18 protein-coding genes and 1 riboswitch are annotated in these 19,975 nt (G+C 36.9%); of the genes, 4 read left to right on the top strand and 14 right to left on the bottom strand.

The window, feature by feature from the left end:
- Positions 1-5: 5 nt before the first annotated feature.
- Both D0T08_RS24240 and D0T08_RS24235 read right to left on the bottom strand, forming a co-directional pair.
- Positions 6-2,798, bottom strand: a complete 2,793-nt coding sequence (locus D0T08_RS24240; protein ID WP_229239042.1) for a pitrilysin family protein — start codon at positions 2,796-2,798, stop codon at positions 6-8.
- Between the two features lie 60 nt (positions 2,799-2,858).
- Positions 2,859-4,022 (bottom strand): exo-beta-N-acetylmuramidase NamZ domain-containing protein, encoded by a 1,164-nt coding sequence (locus tag D0T08_RS24235; RefSeq protein ID WP_116985340.1) that lies wholly within the window; start codon positions 4,020-4,022, stop codon positions 2,859-2,861.
- Positions 4,023-4,151: 129 nt separating this feature from the next.
- Between D0T08_RS24235 and D0T08_RS24230 the strand changes: the two genes are divergently transcribed.
- Positions 4,152-4,754, top strand: coding sequence for a DUF502 domain-containing protein (locus D0T08_RS24230; protein ID WP_116985339.1), 603 nt, complete (start codon positions 4,152-4,154; stop codon positions 4,752-4,754).
- Between the two features lie 91 nt (positions 4,755-4,845).
- Positions 4,846-5,433, top strand: coding sequence for a hypothetical protein (locus tag D0T08_RS24225; RefSeq protein ID WP_116985338.1), 588 nt, complete (start codon positions 4,846-4,848; stop codon positions 5,431-5,433).
- 51 nt (positions 5,434-5,484) lie between these two features.
- Here D0T08_RS24225 and metX read toward each other — a convergent pair whose 3' ends face one another.
- The 9 genes from metX to D0T08_RS24180 form a co-directional block, all read right to left on the bottom strand.
- A complete protein-coding gene (metX, locus tag D0T08_RS24220) occupies positions 5,485-6,525 on the bottom strand; it encodes a homoserine O-acetyltransferase (RefSeq protein ID WP_116985337.1) in 1,041 nt (346 codons plus the stop codon).
- 125 nt (positions 6,526-6,650) lie between these two features.
- Positions 6,651-6,767: riboswitch (SAM riboswitch) on the bottom strand.
- A gap of 105 nt (positions 6,768-6,872) precedes the next feature.
- The gene (locus D0T08_RS24215) at positions 6,873-7,919 is read right to left on the bottom strand and encodes a CHC2 zinc finger domain-containing protein (protein WP_116985336.1); all 1,047 of its coding nucleotides are present in this window, start codon (positions 7,917-7,919) and stop codon (positions 6,873-6,875) included.
- A 1-nt stretch (position 7,920) separates the two neighbouring features.
- A complete protein-coding gene (locus D0T08_RS24210) occupies positions 7,921-8,673 on the bottom strand; it encodes an SDR family NAD(P)-dependent oxidoreductase (RefSeq protein WP_116985335.1) in 753 nt (250 codons plus the stop codon).
- A gap of 72 nt (positions 8,674-8,745) precedes the next feature.
- Positions 8,746-9,864, bottom strand: coding sequence for a mechanosensitive ion channel family protein (locus D0T08_RS24205; RefSeq protein ID WP_116985334.1), 1,119 nt, complete (start codon positions 9,862-9,864; stop codon positions 8,746-8,748).
- 33 nt (positions 9,865-9,897) lie between these two features.
- On the bottom strand, positions 9,898-10,890 hold the full coding sequence (locus D0T08_RS24200) for a YheT family hydrolase (protein WP_116985333.1): 993 nt from the start codon (positions 10,888-10,890) through the stop codon (positions 9,898-9,900).
- Positions 10,891-10,964: 74 nt separating this feature from the next.
- Positions 10,965-11,909 carry a magnesium/cobalt transporter CorA gene (gene corA / locus D0T08_RS24195; RefSeq protein WP_116985332.1) on the bottom strand — a complete coding sequence of 315 codons (945 nt, stop codon included), beginning with the start codon at positions 11,907-11,909 and terminating at the stop codon, positions 10,965-10,967.
- Positions 11,910-11,925: 16 nt separating this feature from the next.
- Entirely contained in the window at positions 11,926-12,492 is a 567-nt protein-coding gene (gene purN, locus D0T08_RS24190) for a phosphoribosylglycinamide formyltransferase (protein ID WP_116985331.1), read from the bottom strand.
- 169 nt (positions 12,493-12,661) lie between these two features.
- On the bottom strand, positions 12,662-13,204 hold the full coding sequence (locus tag D0T08_RS24185; RefSeq protein WP_116985330.1) for a hypothetical protein: 543 nt from the start codon (positions 13,202-13,204) through the stop codon (positions 12,662-12,664).
- A gap of 55 nt (positions 13,205-13,259) precedes the next feature.
- Complete coding sequence (locus tag D0T08_RS24180) at positions 13,260-13,796, bottom strand: OmpA family protein (protein WP_116985329.1); 537 nt, start codon at positions 13,794-13,796, stop codon at positions 13,260-13,262.
- A gap of 232 nt (positions 13,797-14,028) precedes the next feature.
- Here D0T08_RS24180 and D0T08_RS24175 point away from each other — a divergent pair, with 232 nt between their 5' ends.
- Positions 14,029-14,958: a homoserine kinase gene (locus D0T08_RS24175; RefSeq protein ID WP_116985328.1), complete on the top strand. Its 930-nt coding sequence runs from the start codon at positions 14,029-14,031 to the stop codon at positions 14,956-14,958.
- Between the two features lie 500 nt (positions 14,959-15,458).
- Entirely contained in the window at positions 15,459-17,186 is a 1,728-nt protein-coding gene (rho, locus tag D0T08_RS24170) for a transcription termination factor Rho (protein ID WP_116985327.1), read from the top strand.
- Positions 17,187-17,188: 2 nt separating this feature from the next.
- Here rho and D0T08_RS24165 read toward each other — a convergent pair whose 3' ends face one another.
- From D0T08_RS24165 to D0T08_RS24155, 3 genes are read right to left on the bottom strand one after another with little or no spacing between them, the layout of a single operon-like run.
- Complete coding sequence (locus D0T08_RS24165; RefSeq protein WP_116985326.1) at positions 17,189-17,431, bottom strand: T9SS type A sorting domain-containing protein; 243 nt, start codon at positions 17,429-17,431, stop codon at positions 17,189-17,191.
- Between the two features lie 11 nt (positions 17,432-17,442).
- The gene (locus tag D0T08_RS24160; RefSeq protein WP_116985325.1) at positions 17,443-19,173 is read right to left on the bottom strand and encodes an alpha-amylase family glycosyl hydrolase; all 1,731 of its coding nucleotides are present in this window, start codon (positions 19,171-19,173) and stop codon (positions 17,443-17,445) included.
- A 20-nt stretch (positions 19,174-19,193) separates the two neighbouring features.
- Complete coding sequence (locus D0T08_RS24155) at positions 19,194-19,769, bottom strand: Maf family nucleotide pyrophosphatase (protein ID WP_116985324.1); 576 nt, start codon at positions 19,767-19,769, stop codon at positions 19,194-19,196.
- Between the last annotated feature and the right edge of the window lie 206 nt (positions 19,770-19,975).

The raw sequence follows: 19,975 nt of genomic DNA, 5'->3' as shown, positions 1-19,975 counted from the left end.
TTACATTATTTTTTTTCCGGCAACAATACAAATTTGGCAAAGTTATCTCCAAGGAATTGATTAGCAGCTTTTTTTACGCTTTCTACACTTATTTTATCAATCATTTCTTTGCTGTAACGATTGATAAAATTCAAATCTTCACCATCAAAATACTGGTCTGCTAAATACGAATTCCAGAAACTATTTTCTTTTACCTGCAATTCGGTTGAGCGTTTTTCTTCCGCTTTTACTTTATCAATATCTGTCGATTCCGGACCATTAGTTTTAATTTTCTGAATTTCATCCAAAGAAATTTTAGCTAATTTCTCCGCATTGGCGGGTGAGCAGCCAAAAGCAATCGTAAGATTATAGGTCGCATTGGGTAATTTATTATAAGAGGCACGTATACTTGGTGAATACACCCCGGCGGCCTCTTCACGCAATTTTTCAGTCAGCTTAATATCCAATACTTCTGCCAAAGCATCCAGGTTTACACGTTCTTCTTCCGTATAATTAAATGTTCCGTTAAACTGCAGGTTTACTGATGCTTTATCCTCTAAACCTTTATAGACAGTTTTTTCAACTTTACCTTTTACTTTATCAATGTGCAAATCTTTGTACGATTCAATACGTTTAGTTGAAGGTAGTCCACCAATATATTTCTCCAGTAAAGGCTTTATTCTATCTACTTCAAAATTACCCACAAATACAAAAGTAAAATCACTTAAATCACTGAATCGATCTTTGTAGATTTCATAGGCACGGTCAAGGTTTACTCTGTCAATATCTTCCGGTTTCGTTGGTAAGCGACGGAAATTCTTTTGATAGAGCGTAGTGGTAATTGTATCGCTGAAAACCTTTTCAGGCGTCAAAGTTTTCATTGAGTTAGCAATTAATTCCTTTTGGTTTTTTAAGAAACTTTTTACTACTTCATCATCTCTTCGTGGTTGTACTACATAGGCGTACATCAATTGCAGAGCAGTTTCTAAGTCATTGGGAGTTGTATTACCTGATATTCCCTCATTTAATTCATCAATATAAGTAAATACATTTACAACTTTACCAGATAGGAATTTATCCAACTGTACATCTGATAATTTACCCACTCCTCCTTGTGAAACTGCCGTAGAAGCCAATTCAGCAGAATAATAGTCTGCATCTGAGTATAAGGATGTGCCACCCCTACTTACCCCTGAAAACAAAATCTGGTCATTTTTGAAGTTGGTTGGCTTCAACGCTACTTTAATTCCATTTCCTAATGTTAGTTCAGTTACGCCTATTTCATCAATTTTCTTTTCTGAAACTACTTTAGTACCTGTTGGTATCTGTTCCAGAATTGAAGTAGCTACTACTTCATCCTCATACGGTTTCAGGTCAGAATTTTTTGTATTAATTAATTCAAGGATTCTCGCCTCGTTTGGCAATTTATCCTTGTCTTTTTCAGAACCGATAACCATTCCCACGCGGTTATCTTCTTTAATAACTTTTGCTGCAACGGCATTTACCTCAGCTAGGGTTATACCATCCAGATGTTTTTTCACAAATTCATATCTGAAATTTGCATCAGTATAAGCACTCCCATGCAGATAATTCTGAATCATACCATTTACAAAAGCCGCCGATTTAGTTTTATCTTTTTCCTTGTAGCTTTTCTCCACACTCAACATATAGTCTTTTTTAGCTCTTTCCAGTTCACCTTTAGTAAACCCAAAACGTTTAATACGTTCCTGTTCATCCAATACAGCCTTTATTGCTGTTTCAAGGCCTTCTGCGTTCTTAGGTACAGTTATTACCTGGAAAGCATCTAAACCCGCCAGGAATGGACTATAACCCATCATGGCAAAAACAAATGGAGGATTTGGCTTTTTAGTAATATCCTGCAATCTGGTAGTGATAATCTGGTTAAAAAGACTTTCTGCTATATCTGTACGATAGTCTGCTTGTGTTTTGGTTTTCTCTCGTGGAAGCTTCGTAATAAACTGGAAACTTGATTGTGGAATCTCTTTATCAACAATTAGAGCCGTCTGAGTTCCTTTAGATAGTGGAATCTCATAGGTTGTACGTTTAGGGCCTTTTTTATTTTCAGGAATATTACTGAATTTTTCCTTTATTAAACCCTCCACTTGTGCAGGGTCAAAATCACCAACCGCAACAACTGCCATCAAATCAGGACGATACCAATCCTGGTAGAATTTGATAATTTGTTCCGGTTCGAACGATGTCAGAACATCCACTTTACCGATCGGAATACGCTGTGCATATCTTGAATCGCCTAGTAAAAGAGGTAGTAATTTTTGTTGCACACGTCCCTGTGCATTTTTGAATCTTGCTCTTTCTTCCTCTAATACTATGCCTCTTTCCTTATTTATTTCGGCTGTATCTAAAGTTGCATAATGCGACCAATCGGCTAAAATCTGGAAAGCGCGTTCAAATAATTTAGCTGAATCTGTTGGTACTTGCAATTGATAAATCGTTTCATCGAAACTGGTAGAAGCATTCAAATCGGCGCCGAATTTCATCCCTGATTTTTGCAGAAAATCAACCAACTGGTTTTTAGGAAACTCTTTTGTTCCGTTAAAATTCATGTGTTCCATGAAGTGCGCAAGCCCTAATTGCTGGTCAGTTTCAAGTATCGAACCTGCATTCACCACCAGTCGAAGTTCCATCCGGTTTTTAGGCTCAACGTTTTTAAGGATATAATACTTAATCCCATTTTTTAATGTTCCGGTTTTTACGGCAGGGTTATTCGGAATCGGGATGTTAAGGTTCTGTGCAAATGTCTGTGAGGTCACTAGCAAAAGCAGCAGCAGATTTCTCATCTTTTTCATAAATAATGAATTAAAACTTAGTTTTTGATATACGATAAAGGTCGATTAATTTCATAAATAAAGCAAGTAGGGTTGTATGCTTTCTTTCCAGTTTTTTGCAAGAGTAAGACTTTTTATCTGCTCTTCAAAATCTTTTATTGGCAATTCAAATAATGACTCGCTATCTGGAATTCCCAGGAGTAAATCTAAATGTTTTGTACCTGTCGGGTTAACGTTTGTAGGATAAGGTTTCCATTCAAAATACTCAGGGTGCTGGTCTTTAACCAATTTTATCAGCAAAAGACCAAGATTTACAGCTTTAAAATTCTTCGTATCTTTTACATAAAATCTCAGCCCTTTGCATTCCTCTCCTGTATATTTACTTTCTGTTGGCACAAATGCTAACTTTATTATTTCAAGGTTTGCATTAAATAACTTTTCAATCAGCAAATTATTGTCCAACCAAGGTGCGCCAATGATAGAAAATGGCATTTCTGTACCCCTACCCTCGCTAATATTCGTTGCCTCCAGTAATCCTAAGCCTGGGTACAATAAAGAAGACTGAAAGCTCCTCATAGCTGGAGAAGTCGGAATAAAAGGTATTCCCCAGTCAGTTTGAAAGCTGTCCCGCTGCCAGTTCTGGCAACGAATTACTTCTATAGTATCCTCTATTCCTTTCACTTTATTAAAATAGAATGCCAATTCACCCAATGTGCAGCTATGTCGTAGAGGGATACTCCATCGTCCAATAAATGAGGAACAATGATTTTCATCAAGTATAGGCCCTTCTGCCATATCTAAGGTACCCGATATAGAATTAGGTCTATCTGTAATAATTAAAGGCTTATTAAATATATTGCAAGCCTCTAATACATAAGAAAGTGTCCATAAATAAGTATAAAACCGACACCCAATATCGGGTATATCAAACAATAGTATTTCTATATCAGCTAAATCCTTTTCATTGGCTCTTAATTTATCTCCATATAAACTGACAACTGGTAATTGCGTAAGTTGGTCAATGCCGTCAAACATTTTTGCACCATCAGCGCCTTGAATGTCCAGGCCATGCTCAGGGGAGAATAATTTTATGATATTGAACCCTCTTTCAAGCAAAGCTTTTCTTGATGGTTTCAAAAGATTGGTAGTAGCAGCATGATTGGTCACCAAACCAATTCTTTTGTTTTTCCACATTGGGTTTTGCTTTAACAGTACATCAATTCCGAATTGAATCATAATAACTTTGCATTTACAAACTTTTAATTTAAGATTAGCGTTTCATTTAATAGCTACGTCTTAATCTTACAGGCATAATCTTATTTATACTAAAATTCCTTTTCTATTTTATACTAAAATTCCTTTTCTATGTACGGCAGATCTATCCTCAGTCGCTTGTTTTCCTATTTCATACGCGGATTACTTTTTGTCGCACCTTTAGGTTTTACATTGTTTATTTTATTAGGCGCGTTTGATTTTGTTGATAACCTCATTCGCATCAGAATTCCGACAGCAGATCCAAATCGTGATTTGTTTATTCCCGGTTTAGGGTCAGCTATTGTTATTGTAGGAACTATGCTAATTGGCTTCGTATTTTCGGTGCTATTGCCTCAGACAATTCAGAATATCATCGAAAATGCTATCAGACATTTGCCGCTCGTACGGATTTTTTATTTTGCTTTCAAAGACTTAATTTCGGCCTTTGTGGGTGATAAACGCAAATTTAATCAGGGCGCCATTGTACTCATTAACAAGGAAGCGCAAGTTTATAAAATTGGATTTATTACACAAAATGATTTGAGTAATTTAGGCGTTAATGACTTAGTGGGAGTATATTTTCCTCATAGCTATGCCTTTTCAGGAAACCTTGTGCTTGTACCCCGGGAAAACGTAAAAATGCTTGATTTACCAAGTGCTGAAATTATGAAGCTGATTGTTTCAGGAGGAGTTTCGGTAAATGATAAGTTATAAAGCAAAGAAGAATTTGTAGTATCAAAATAAAATCTATAAATACCTATAATTGACCACGAAATACCACTTCGTGTCAGCACCGCAAAATCTCATGACTCAATTAAGACCATATGTAATGCTATTCTTGCTTTCCCTTACTACTTGTTGCTTTGCTCAGGATATTCATCAGCGTGAAGCTAAATCAGTAGAAGAATTGATTTATAGAAAAGACCCATCTCAGGCAAGAAGCATGTTTAACAGAGACAGATACCTGGTTTTGGAGAAAGTCAGAAGTGGTAAAAGAACCAAGTTTTATAAAGGTGACGTATTTCGGTTCAAAACCAAAGACGATATGGTCTACGAAGATAATCTTTATGACATCACAGATTCATCATTCGTGATTACTTCATTGAATGAAGTAATGAATCGCTACGAATATGTCGAAATCAAGATTAAAGATGTAGAAAGAATCTACAAACATCCGAAAAAACCTATTCGTTTTGGGATAGCTAACTTCTCTCCTTTTTCTTATATACTAATAGAATGGGCAGCATGGGGTGTAAATCCGGTAACTAATCCCAAATTAATTCTGGCAGCAGGACTTACAGCAGCGTCTCCCCTATTTACTGTTTTGCAAAACTCTTTAAGAAGCAAGAAGCTAACAGAAAACTATCGATTGAGAGTCTTTCAGAGTTTTTAATGACTTTTGTCTGAACTGTGCCGCACCAAAGTTCAAAATTAAAATAATCACTCATTCACTCAATATACCTTTAACAAGATCCTTATTCCAATTGCGGATAGTCTCAGTCATGGCTTCGAATTCTATTAAAAAGCCATCATGCCCATAGAGAGATTCAATTAAAGCATATTTAGCTTCGGGAATATGTTTGGCGATAAAAGCTTGCTCCTCTGGCGGGAATAACACATCCGATGAAATACCAATAACTAATGTTTTTGATTTAATAGTTGCCAAAACCTCTTCCACTTTTCCTCTTCCTCTACCCACATCATGTGAGTCGAACATTTTAGACAATGTCCAGTAAGAAAAAGCATTGAAACGTTTGCCTAATTTTTCACCCTGATAATTCTGATAAGTATTTGCCCGGAAGAAATCTATCTGTCCCTCATCTCTCGATTGCGTACGGTTATAAGTCGCATAATTACGGTAAGATAACAAAGCTATCGAACGTGCCACTTTCATACCACTCATTCCTGCTTTCGGGCTTCGCTCTATCCAGGTTGGGTCAGCGGCAATAGCCATCCTTTGAGATTCATTAAAAGCAATTCCCCAAGGAGAATGTATAGCATTGGTTGAAAACAAAATAAGATTTTCAACGAGTTCAGGTTGCATAATAGCCCATTCAATAGCCTGTTGGCCGCCTAAGGATCCTCCTAAAACTGTATTAATTTTATAGACACCCAGATGCTGACGTAATAAATCTAAGGCTCTTACTACATCTCTGATACTTACAAATGGGAAATCGTGATAATAAGGCTCTCCTGAAATCGGGTTTTTGCTTAAGGCATTGGTTGAACCATAATGAGAACCAATGATATTGGCACAAATAATAAAATGCTCTGTCGGATTATAAAGCCTTTTTTCACCAATTAAGCCATTCCACCAGTCTGTAGGATTTGCATTACCTGTAAAAGCGTGACATACCCATATTACATTATCCATCGCGGCGTTTAACTTTCCAAAAGTTGTATAAGCAAGCTGAAATTCAGGTAGCCACTGGCCTGATTCTAACTTAAATGGTTCGTCGTAGCGAAATATCTGTTGGTTTTCCATTGTTTAAGAGTACTTACAAAATCTTAAGCCTGATTCTCTGATGCGCAGAAAATTAGACGACACAAAACGCATACCCCTCGGTAATACGGTAAACAAAACCAATTTTAAAACGATTGTCTATGATTGGTTTATAAGTCCGAATGGTCTGACCCTTTCGGTAGGTTTTGGCACCTTATCGCAAGTAGCGGGACAGGTTGCCCGAGATTCATAGAGCCTATTCTCTCCTCTCGTCTGTATAAATCAATCCATTAGCTACAGAAAGTATCTTCTTGAATTGATGGTGCAAATATGGGGCTTGAATTTATAGAAAACAAGGTTTTGAATTCCTTTTTTATTGTGGGTGGTTTTCATGAATACTTCTGATAATACTCATTTATATCTTTAACATCATCAGGAAGATACTTTCTATCCACTGTTATACCGTTTAGATGAAGCTCTTCCATCAGGTCTCTTGTACCGGCTTGCCCGGCAGAATCGTTGTCGAACCAAATCCAGATTTTAAATTTTTTAAAATGTTTCGCCCACTCTTTTTTAAAGGTTTTGGCACTACCTAAGCTCACAGCGCTCATTCCTTGTTTGACCAGAGTCATGCAGTCAAATGCACCCTCTGTCAGATATACTTCTGCATTACCCCGAAGAGGTTTGAGTGAATCTATATTGAAAATAGTTCGCGGAATACCTGTCAGAAACTGATACTTGCTTGTGTCTTCTGATGGCTCGCCTATTGTTCTGCCTTGCAGATAAACAATTCGTCCATTCTGATAATAAGGTATAATAATTGGATGCTTAAAGAAAACCAGATTTCCAGCTTTATTAACTATGCCGCTTTCTATAAGGTCACTTGTATCGTATTTTTCTTTCAGATATTCGTTCGCTACCCCATAATTTTTAATAACGAATAGTTTGAAATGACGAATGGTCCAATCATCAAAACCTCTGCCACGAAGATATTCCGCTGCCTTTCTGGCTGATTCGGTTGCTGGTTGGATTAGGCAGAATTTCTGAAAATCTTCATAGATGTCACTGAATTTAGACTGAAACACAAAAGGCTTTTCTTCTACAGGTTTTCGGGTATAAATACTTTTGACATCAATTTTGCGAGTTTTTTTTGACCCATATCCCTCGTAATTTGGGATATATCTATTGGCCAGTTCTTCCAAAGCAGTTTTAAAATCAATCTGGCATACATCGGCATACATATTAATTACATCACCACGCTTACCACAACCGAAACAATGAAATTCGTTTTGCGGTGGTGGATAAAATACCAATGATGGTGTTTCTTCTACATGAAAAGGACATAGCATACGTCGGGTTTGAATCACATCAAATCCTAAATCTCTCGCCACTTGTCTGATGTCAATTTCTTTAACCCTTTGTAATATATCGTTCATCTTATTTTTTATGAATCACCGTAGGAGCAGATTGTGCCCCGGCGTACAAGACAATATCAGCTATCGTAACTCTTGGGGGTGTATTTACAGCATAAAGAATCGCATCGGCAACATCTTCCGGTTGTAAAGGTTCGAAACCCTCATATACTTTCTCAGCCCGTTTTTTATCCCCTTTAAATCTTACTAAAGAAAATTCCGTCTCGACAGCCCCTGGAGCAATATTGGTTACTTTTATGCCATATTGCGTTAAATCCAGTCTCATACCTTCACTTAAAGCTTCAACGGCTGCTTTTGAGGCACAATAGACTGCACCATTGGCGTAGGTGTATTTTCCGGCAACTGAACTTAGATTGATAATATGTCCTTTCTCCTGCTCCACCATACCCGGTATTATGGCTTTTGATACATATAATAAGCCTTGCACATTTCCATCAATCATCATATCCCAATCATCTGTATCTCCATCCTGAATAGGAGATAATCCATGTGCATTGCCCGCACAGTTTACTAAAATATCAATAACTTTCCATTCTTCTGCCAATGAATTTATCGCATAGACCACCTCAACCTTATTACTGACATCAAACTTCAAGGTCGTAACAGATACTTTTTTTGAGAATTGTTCCTGCAGTCCATCCAATCGGTCTTGTCTGCGGCCGCATAGAATAAGATTAATGCCATTGTCAGCAAAAGCCGTAGCAGTTGCTTTACCAATACCTGAGGTTGCGCCTGTGATGAGTGCTGTACGAGACATATTTTGTTGCTAAAGTTTAGTTCAATAATTGATTATCTACTATTGGCTTGCGGTGAGAATTCACTTCACCAATTAATAATCGTTATCTATGTTTTTATCATCTGTTAAACTAAAAAGTGTAGTGGCTGGTTGCGCTAACTCTACCTGATTTTTTTCAAGTATATTCAGAATTGCCACATTTACCTCTTCTCTGATGCTTTTACTCTCCCAATAATCTGCTGTTGCCGCCATAAATACCACCATAATATTAATGGAGTAATCGCCGATAGCATCTAATTTTACATGCGCCCCCGTGCTTATTGACTCGTGATTATCCAATATCGTCTGCACTTCTTCTATCACTTGCTTAATCTGCTGAATAGAAGCCTCTAGCTTTAATCGTATAAAAAACTTGTGCCTGCGCTCCATCCTCTGAGAAATATTATTGAGGGATTGTGAAACAAGCATCTGATTGGGCACTACTACTAAGCTTCCATCTACGTTACGGATACGTGTACTACGGAAGCCCACTTTCTCAATTTTACCTACCATTGTCCCTAATTCAATATCATCACCCACAATAAAAGGTTGTTCGGTAAAAAGAGTAAATGAAGCAAAAAGGTTTTCTAAAGTGGCTCTTGCAGCTAAAGCCAAAGCTACCCCACCAATACCCAAACCTGTAATAAGACTAATTACATCTTGCTTAAATACAAAACCCAGAATTAGGAAGAATGAAGAAAAGGCTATTAAAACAATAATAATATCCCTGAAAAAAGGCACCAATTGTTTGTCTTTGTTGGATTCTGTCTCTTCGGCTTTCTTTAAATAGACCAAGGCAAAAAAACGAATCAAACGAATAATGAGCCAGGTAATACCAGCTACAAATAGCATGTCTAAAGTGCGGTCGATGAAATCTGCTACTCGCATTTTGCCAAATGGAATGATACGCCATTTACGCGGAAAAACGATTTCATTAACCGCAGCATAAATGATAAATAATGCTAACAGAAACTCAACCGGACCTCTTAAAAGACTTACAAATTCGGCTACAGGAACGCTCTTCGTCTCTTTTTTCATCATCCGGTAAACTATCTTGCTTACCATTACCGATAGAAATCTTTTGAACAAAAAGCCGACTATGAGTATTCCGAAAAACCATAGCCAGTTTTCGGCAGTATTATAAAAATAAGTAGTTCTTAAAAATTTATCCATTACAAACAAAATTATAAGTCTGTCAATGAGGCACTATATTAAACTCTGAATTTCATTCTGCACAAATTCAACTATTCTTTTCTCGACCCAGGTTTCATTTGAGTTAGGTAGCATAAAACCTACATGACCACCAAAATGTAGTAATTGCAGATATACGTGTGGATTGTGCTCGGCATCACCTAAATCTAAGCACTCAGGCGAAAGAAAGGGGTCATTTTTTGCCTGAATAATTAAAGTCGGAGTAGTTATATTTTTCAGGTAAGCCTTTGCCCCTGCTTTTTTATAAAAATCATGTGCATCTTTAAATCCATACAATTTGGCCGTATATCTATTATCAAACTCTTCAAAGTTTTTAATCTTTTCATATCCCTCATGATTAAGCAATGGATTATTTGGATGCTGAATCGCTTTTAATTTGATCTTCTTACCCAATTTATTAATAAAACGGGTCATATAAAAACGCCGACCCGGCTTGTACAATTCATATACCGAAGTAAATAAATCAAGAGGGACAGATACTGCTATGCCACATTTTACCTGTGTGGGTAATCTTTCAGGTTGATCGCCCAATAGTCTTAAGGTCATACTTCCACCCATGCTGAAACCAACCATAATTACTTCTTCGTATTGGTGTTTCTGAATGGCGTATTCAACTACAAATCTGATATCTTCCACATCACCATGATGATAAAAACGGGGTAGTCGATTCATTTCTCCGCTGCAACTCCGGCAGTTCCAACCAAGTCCATCATAGCCATTGTCGTTAAATTTCTTTATCATACCGGTCACATAGTGTCGGGTTGAATCTCCTTCCAGGCCATGAGTTACAATCACCAGTTTTTTACCGGGTTGATTGCCTGCATAAGACCAGTCGAAATCCAGGAAATCACTGTCAGCTAACTCTACTCTTTCACGCTGATAAGTAACCGGTATTTTTCGGAAAAGACTTGGATAAATTGTTTGGATATGGGCATTAAACTGCCATCTGGGGGGACGGTAATCGGTATTGACTGGTAAAACTGGCATAAACCTTAATCTATTATTTGGTAGGAGCTACTGACAAATGTCAGAAACAATCTTATACTATAACACCATTTTTATCAAATCCATTTCTTTCTCTTGAAGAAAAACAAGAATATCATAGAAGAAAAAATCATGAGCCCAACGGCAATCCAGAAACCATAAGGGTTTTCAGATGAAGGTATTACCTGATAATTCATGCCAAATATACCTGCAATGAGTGTTGGTGGCAGAAACAATATGGTAACAATCGTAAAAATCTTGATGATTTCGTTTTGCTCAAGATTGATAAGCCCCATAAAGGTATCCTGCAAATACTCTAAACGCTCAAAGTTGAAAGTGGTGTATTCGAGCAGTGAAGTAATGTCCTTCAAAACAATACGAAGTCTTTCCTTACGGTCTTCAGGAAAGTACGCACTTCTTAAAATCTGGGAAAGTACTCGTTGTTTATCAATAATACTTTCCCGTATCAACATCGTATTTTCTTGCAGATTATTTATCTTCAGTAATGATGCCTGTTTCGGTTTCTTTTCTCTGCTTAGTGCCTTACTGATATTCTTTACCTCCTTCGTCATGTTCTCTAGCAAGTCTGCATCAGATTCAATACGGGTTTCGAGTAAAAGCAGTAGAATATCTACACCGTCTTTAAAGACTTCTTCTCCTAATTTAATCTTCTTTACCGTATCTGCAAACGACCTTGAATCTCCCTGTCGATAGGTAAATAGCACATTATCCCTAATCATAAACGAAACAGGGTAAAAATGATACCCATCCTGATCTCCCTTCAGGAAGTTAGAGTTGGCATTGATAGTATTATTCTGCTCAAAGTATCGTGCACTGCTCTCAATCTCAACTATTTCCTGTGGAGTCTGAAAACTGATGTCGCATTTGGTTTCAATCCATTCTTCCTCTTCTTGTGATGCTGACTGTAGATCTACCCACATCAGATTTTTTAGATGCCCTACTTCTCGCACATCTGTTTCTTTCTTGACTTGTTTGCCTTCTTTGTAAAAAAAACGTACCATAAGTCAAATCGTTTTTTTAGCCCAAAATCAATTTTTCTATCACTTCCGGAAAATGCTTGTGTTCTAATACTTGTACTTTAGCAGCTATATCAGCAGGCATATCTTCTTCTGTAATTTCACACTTTGCCTGAAAAATCACCTCACCTTCGTCATAATTCTCATTTACATAATGAATTGTAATACCGGATTCGGTATCTTTATTGGCATGAACAGCCTCATGCACAAAATGTCCCCACATACCTTTACCCCCATACTTTGGCAAAAGAGCAGGATGAATATTAATAATTTTATTCGGATAAGCCTTAATCAGATTTGCAGGAATGAGCCAAAGAAAGCCCGCCAGAATCACCCAGTCAATCTCCTGTTTTTTCAGTATCTCAACAATTTTATCCGTTTTGGCAAATGATTTTTTGTCAAAAATAATGGTAGGTATACTTAATCTTCTACCTCTTTCAATGATTCCTGCTTGCGGGTTATTAGTCAATAATAAATCAACACAAATGGATTCATTGTTCTCAAAATAGTTAATGATTTTTTCAGCATTACTCCCTGACCCAGAGGCTAATATGGCAATACGTTTCATTCTAAGTGATTGTTATTTCCGGCGAACAAATATGCTTTTTTGGTATGCAAAGCATGTTGTGACACCTAAGCTTACAAAGTGCGAATCACGGTATTTTTTTTTAAAGTTTTAAATTTTTGCTTCATAAAAAAGCCTCTGAATTGAATCAGAGGCTTTTCGCAATTGCTTATTATAATTTTCCTTTATAGAGTTCATCCTGCCATTTTTTCAGCTCGTCCCATTTACCATCTCGTGCCATTGCTGCCTGATCGGCCCAGGTTGTTGGATCGTGAATCTGGAATCGGCTACCCGCTTTATCTAATATTTCTTTCATTCTACCCGATGAAGTATCAGCCAATTGAGCAAAAGTATAAATACCCGCTTTATTGAATAATTCTTCAATTTTTGGCCCGATTCCCTCTACAATTTTCAAGTCATCTTTTACCGGTGGAGGCACAACAGGTTGTGGAGTAACACCGGCTACTATACTGGTTGCGGCAGTAGTAATTGGACTTGGCTCAACTGCTACTGATATTCTTGTTTTGCGACAAGCATCCAGCTCACTTTCCAGAAACTTTATTCTGTCATGCAATTCTGCGTTATAAATTTCCAGAGTTTTAACCTTTTTATTCAATAGCCACCAAAGCAATAGTGCCAATAGTAATAAGGGTATAAACCAGAAGAGAAATATATCCCACGGGAAATTATTGAAAAGACATTGTAAATTTTCCATTATAATAAGTAGCATTAAATCGTTCGACATTAATATAAGATAGTGCGTGTTTCGGCTATTTTTTCAGCCTAATGGTTGCCCTGCGGTTTTTAGCCTTACCTTCATCGGTATCATTAGTTGTAACAGGCTCTTTTTCACCCTTTCCCTCCGTTACCATCTGTTCAGCTTTGATACCCTCAGCAGTTAATAAACTCTTCACTTTATCAGCTCGAATCTCTGAGAGCATTTGGTTGGCATCTTCAGCACCATTGTCATCAGTATGACCTGTTATCAATAATTGTTTTTCAGGAAACTTTGCCAGGTACCTTCTGGCGGTTACAAGAAATGTATCTACTTCAGGTGTATGTAAAATAGCTGTTTGTCCTGATACGAAATACACATCAAGCGGTTTAAAAAGAATCTGCTCTTCAGCAGTTAACTGTACGGTATCGGTAGACTGATTGGTAGGTACTGCAACACTATCCATTACAGGGATGTTATCTAAAGAAACAACTGTACCACTATAACAATAGGGCTTGCGATGGCAATTCCAGAACCAGCTATAACCCAAAGACCATAACAGAATCAGCAGTAGGATAAGAAGTCTGTTCATTTTAATTGCTGAGTTTGGCTAATTAACGAAATCAATAGTTTGGGACAGGAAATGTAGTAAAAAGTAAATTAACCACCATCATAACCCTCTGTTTTCTTTACAAATTTAATAGAAAGTATGAATTCAGTTAAAAATCGATTAATACTGATTAAAGCACAAAATAAATAATTTCTAAAAATCCATCAAAAAGATTAATTTTGATGCCAACCAAAGAACTCAATTTTTATTATTAATGGAATCAATTAAAGTTTTTGCTCCTGCTACTGTTGCCAATGTTGCCTGTGGTTTTGATATATTCGGTTTTGCAGTAGATGCCCCCGGTGATGAGGTTATTGTAAGAAAACGTAACGATAACCAGATTGTGATTACCAAGATTAGCGGAGATGAGGGAAAACTAACTTATGATGCCAGTAAAAATGCTGTAACGGTTCCAATCTTAGCGTTCCTCAAAAAAAATGGCATTGAACAAGGTTTTGATTTAGAACTTCATAAAAAAATGCCACTGGGTAGTGGCTTAGGCAGTAGTTCTGCCAGTTCAGTAGCTGGGGTATTTGCTGTGAACGAAATTCTCGGTAATCCTTGCACCACAAAATCGCTACTCCCTTTCTCAATGGAAGGCGAACGTATAGCCTGTGGTTCAGCACATGCCGATAATGTTGCGCCAGCCCTGATGGGAGGTTTTGTGGTTATCAGAAGTTATAACCCCCTCGATATTTTTAATGTTCCTACTCCATCAGAGCTATTCGTTACAATTGTTCATCCTGATATAGAAGTCAATACAAAAGATGCCCGTTATATATTACGTAACGAAGTATCAATGAAAAATACGATTGCACAAATGGGTAATGTGGCAGGAATGATAGCCGGATTGATGCAGGCTGACTATGATTTGATTGCCCGCTCAATGGTCGATTTTATCATTGAGCCTGTGCGTGCCATTCTGATTCCTGAATTCTGGGAGGTGAAACGTGCAGCCTTAGAGGCAGGTGCTTTGGGTTGTAGTATATCAGGTGCGGGGCCATCCGTCTTTGCATTCAGTAAGGGAAAAGAAACGGCGGAAAAAGTTGCCATGGCCATGAAAACAACTTTTGAAAAGGCAAGCATACACTGCAATGCGTATGTATCAGGCGTTAATCAGCAAGGACCAAAAGTGCTTGGCTAAAATAAATCTGTTCATTTGAACTTTAATATATCAGTATTACGTTATCTCTTCGTCAGGTGATGAAAATAATGTCTGCATTTGTTTGTCTGATTGAATGCTATATTCAATTCTTGAAATTGCTGTAAAAAATATTTCGATAAATATATTGACAAATAAAAATAAACGTTATATAATTGCATTCAAATCCGAGTAAAAAACTTCAATAGGCTTTCTGTAGTAAGAAAATACCCTCTTTAAGTCAATCAGTCTAATTGTTTCTGAAATTACAATCCATAAATAGCTTGCTAATTTCTATCCCGGGAGTTTTCCTATAAATGTAAATTTGTATAAGGTATAATTTAAAAGCTCCAGTTAAAGTAAAATACTTATAACCATTAGTTTCGCTTACTGCTTGTAGTTTGCTTTCAACTGTTCACTAACTTATAATGTCCTTTTCTTATTTTCAGCATCGATAATAACCGCTAACCGTCGTATAAAAACGTATCGTTTAATTCTCACGTATGTATACATCAGAAGAACTGAATCTGAAACTTCTATCAGAGTTAAGAAAAATTTGTATTGAAGTGGGCATAAAAGATGTCCGCAATGCCTCAAAAAATGAGCTCATTGAAAAGATTTTGGAAACACAATCCAACAAATCAACTTTTAACATGCCAAAAGAAGTAGCCGATACATCGGTCACAAATTTTGAAGTACCATTATTCAATAATAGTAATAAAGTGCCTAAAAACCGCACAAGATTGCCTAAGCAGGGTGATAACCCACTAGAGAGTAGCCCGATTTCAAAAGAGCCTGTGAAAAAGGTAGGAGGTAAAAAACCTTTTGAAAAGCAAGCCTCACAAGATATTTTTAATACACCTTCTCCTCAATCGGCCGTTTCTACACCTGCTCATGATTCAGATATCTCCTTCGATCCGGACTTGGAACCTCTATTAAATCTAGAAGAAGCTGAAGATTTCGATTTATCACAAATCGATGCAGAAATGAGTGAATTTGAGGGGTTGATAGATGATATAGTACCAGATATCGCTGAACCAAAGGAAGACAAAAGATTTGTAGATGATTACACCAAAGTTATCAAAAAGCAATTTAACAACTTAATTAAAGAGTTTGATGGCTTAATTGAAAACGAAGGTGTACTCGAAATCATGCAGGAAGGTGGCTATGGTTTCCTTCGCTCTGCCGATTATAACTATTTAGCAAGCCCGGACGATATTTACGTATCTCCATCACAGATAAAATTATTTGGTCTTAAAACAGGTGATACAGTAAAGGGAGCTATCCGCCCGCCAAAAGAAGGAGAAAAATATTTTGCCTTATTAAAAGTGCTCTCTGTCAATGGTAAAACTACCGAAGAGATTCGTGACCGTATTCCGTTTGAATACCTTACTCCTCTTTTCCCGGAAGAGCAAATCAAATTAAGCAGCAAATCTGATATTTATTCAACCCGTGTATTAGACTTATTTTCGCCTATCGGAAAAGGTCAGCGTGGGATGATTGTGGCACAACCTAAAACTGGTAAAACGGTTTTATTGAAAGAAATTGCCAATGCCATTACCCGTAATCACCCTGAAATTTATCTGATTATCCTGTTGATTGACGAACGTCCTGAGGAAGTTACCGATATGCAACGTAGTGTGCGTGCAGAAGTAATTTCATCAACTTTCGACGAAACTGCCGACAGACATGTAAAAGTATCAGGCTTGGTATTGGAGAAAGCAAAACGGCTGGTAGAGTGTGGTCACGATGTTGTAATCCTTCTAGACTCAATTACTCGTCTGGCTCGAGCTTATAACACCGTCATCCCATCATCTGGCAAAATCCTTTCGGGTGGTGTTGATGCTAACGCACTTCATAAACCTAAACGTTTCTTTGGAGCTGCCCGTAATGTTGAAAACGGTGGTTCATTAACTATTATCGCGACTGCCTTGATTGATACAGGTTCGAAAATGGACGAGGTAATCTTTGAAGAGTTTAAAGGTACTGGTAATATGGAGTTGCAGCTTGACCGTAAGTTATCGAACAAACGTGTATATCCTGCTATAGATATTCTGGCTTCGGGTACTCGTCGTGAAGACTTGTTAATGGACAAAGATAGCTTGCAAAAAGTATGGTTGCTTCGCAAGTATATGGCTGACATGAACCCTATGGAAACAATGGAGTTCTTATTAGATAAAATGAAAGGTACCCGTAACAACGAGGAATTCTTAATGACAATGAATAGATAGTATCAGGTATTTTTGACAATTTTCTTTGAACGGATAATGTCGTCCTGATTTACTATAACAAAATAAATACCCTCCGGAAGCCCTGCAAGGTCAAAATCGTGCAGGGCTTTTGTATGTACTTCTTCCTGCAAAATCTTCCCTGCCAGATTCGATAGCTGATAATGTGTTTCTATTCCGGGTGGCACTTTCACATATACTTTTTCGTCGGGTTCGTTATAAAATATGACTAATTCGTCTTTTCTCATGATTCTTTGGTTTATTGAAACTTCTCAATTTTATTAGAAGTAAATAAGTAATACTCCCCTGCCTTTAAGGTAATTCTTTGATTTTTTTCAGATACATTCCACACGGTTTCTCTGAAAAAATCAAACCAGATACCTACTTCTAAATTACTTTTTAATTCAACTTCTTTCAAACTAAAATTGGCTATGATTCTGATATTGAGTGTTAGGTGATTAATATTTATTTTTTTTATCAGACTTTCAGACACCTCATTAAAAGCACCCTCTTTAAATGCAACAATATTTTTACGCAAATGAATCATTTGCCTATAAACTTCAAGCAAAGCTTGTCGGTCAGGGTCTTTCAGGTAATCCCATTTAATAGGTTTTACTCCTGTTCGTCCATTATAATCTATGGATATATCATAACCAAACTCGCCAAATTGCCAGAATAATTTTGGGCCGGGATAGGCAAAAAATATTACTGTGGCGGCTCTTGCTCTTGACAGTGAAACCGATAAATCTTTAAATTTTTGGTTGGCATCATAGACAAGTCTCTCTTCATCATGGCTTTCCATATAACCCACCAGATTTGCCTCCTTCCAACCTCTGTTATGATGACTAAGCCATGAAATGCTATCATTCTTACCCTTTAGTAAATTTCTGAACTGATGATTCAGGTGTCCCCATAATAGAAATCCATAATCAGCCAATTCAGTTTCTTCATCGTTAGCGGCCAGGTGCTCCAATATCAGATAGCAATTTTTATTGTACTGCCTGATTTTGTTAAACATCCGTTTTAATAATTTCACCCGACTGGCATCATAACTCGACCATTTCAATACATCAGGATATGATTTTACTTGCGTAAAGCCCTTGGTGAGGTCAAAGCGGAAACCATCTATCTTATATTCATTCAACCAGAAATGGCAAACATCATCAAAAAAAGTCTGGGTATATTTACTTTCGTGATTGAAATCAAAAAAAATGGAATAAGGGTGCGTTGCTTTCTCGTTGAAAAACGGATGTTCACCATCCGCGCTTTTATGGCCTTTATAGGCTTTGTAGTAAGAGAATTTCTTATCGGCATGGTTAAAAACTACATCTAAAATCACGGCTATACCATTCTCATGGCATTTATCAATCAGATATTTTAAATCATCTTTTGTTCCATAAGCTTTATCAGCAGCGAAATAGAAAGTCGGATTATATCCCCAGGAGTTGTTTCCGGTAAATTCCTGCACAGGTAATAATTCAATAGCATTAATCCCCAACTTTTTTAGATAAGGAATAAAATTGACAATATCTTTGTATTTACGAGACTCTACAAAATCTCTTATGAGCAATTCATAGATTATCAAATCTTCTTTAGCCGGAGAGGTAAAGTCTTTAATATTCCATTGGTAAGGCTCTGGTGAGGTCTGCAAAACGGATACACTGCCTCCAAATGGATTATCAGCAGGATATTTCTTTAAGTTTGGGTAAGTATTCGACGAAATCTGATTATCAAATTGCGGATCAAGAATTTTCTCAGTATATAGGTCAGCTATTGCAATTTTCTTATCAATCAAAAACTGATAGGCATATTCTTTCTTCGGTTGTAAATAGTTGATGACTATACTAAAAGTCTCCCCATCATTTTGCTTCTGCATGGCGTACCTTTCAGAAACCTGCCAATTGTTGAACTCCCCTACTACATGAACCGATTTTTTATATGGAGCTTTAAAAGTTAGCTTTACACTATTGTCGTCTAAGTATTCTATCATTTGTTTAAGATAAGCACGTCTCAACGAACCATGTATTTTTCTAACTCTTCATAAACCCGATGAATAGGTAAACCCATTACTGTATAAAAAGACCCCTCAATCTTTGTAATACCAATCATACCTATAAAGTCTTGCACACCATAGCTCCCGGCTTTATCAAATGGATGGCATTTTTGTATATAATATTCTATTTCCCATTCACTCAAAGGTTTGAAAGTTACATAAGTAGTATCTGCCAGCGTAATTACTTCTTCTTTTGTCATGATGCAAACACCCGTAATAACCCTGTGTACTTTGTCACTTAATAAGCTAAGCATCCTACGGGCATCATTAATATCAGCAGGTTTGTTAATGATTTCATTTTCAATTACCACTACTGTATCTGCGCAAAGAATAATTTCATCATTTAGGTTCTCACTAAAACAGGCTGCTTTATTTTTTGCCAGAAAAGCCGGTACTTCTTCTACTGGCATGTCTTTAGGAAAGACTTCATCGGTAGGAATAACTTTTACTGAAAACTCAAATCCTGCATTATGCATAATTTCTTTTCGGCGTGGAGAATTGGAAGCTAGTATAAGAGGTCTGGCTAAATACATTGCAATTTTTTTGAAATGCGAAGTAAATAAATCTGCTTTATAATTACGAACATTCCTCTAATTTTCAGACAAATAAGTTCACGTATATATATATGTTATTACATACATATATAATTTTTGAAGATTTATATTTTGGCATAAATTTAATTACCTGATTGAATGGAGGTATTTTGACAACAAAATTCGTACTAAAGTGTAAATCGCTG

The sequence above is a fragment of the Emticicia sp. C21 genome (assembly GCF_003418935.1).
Taxonomy (GTDB): domain Bacteria; phylum Bacteroidota; class Bacteroidia; order Cytophagales; family Spirosomataceae; genus Emticicia.
Note: the sequence above shows the minus strand (reverse complement) of the source record. Positions and strands in the feature narration are given on the sequence as shown.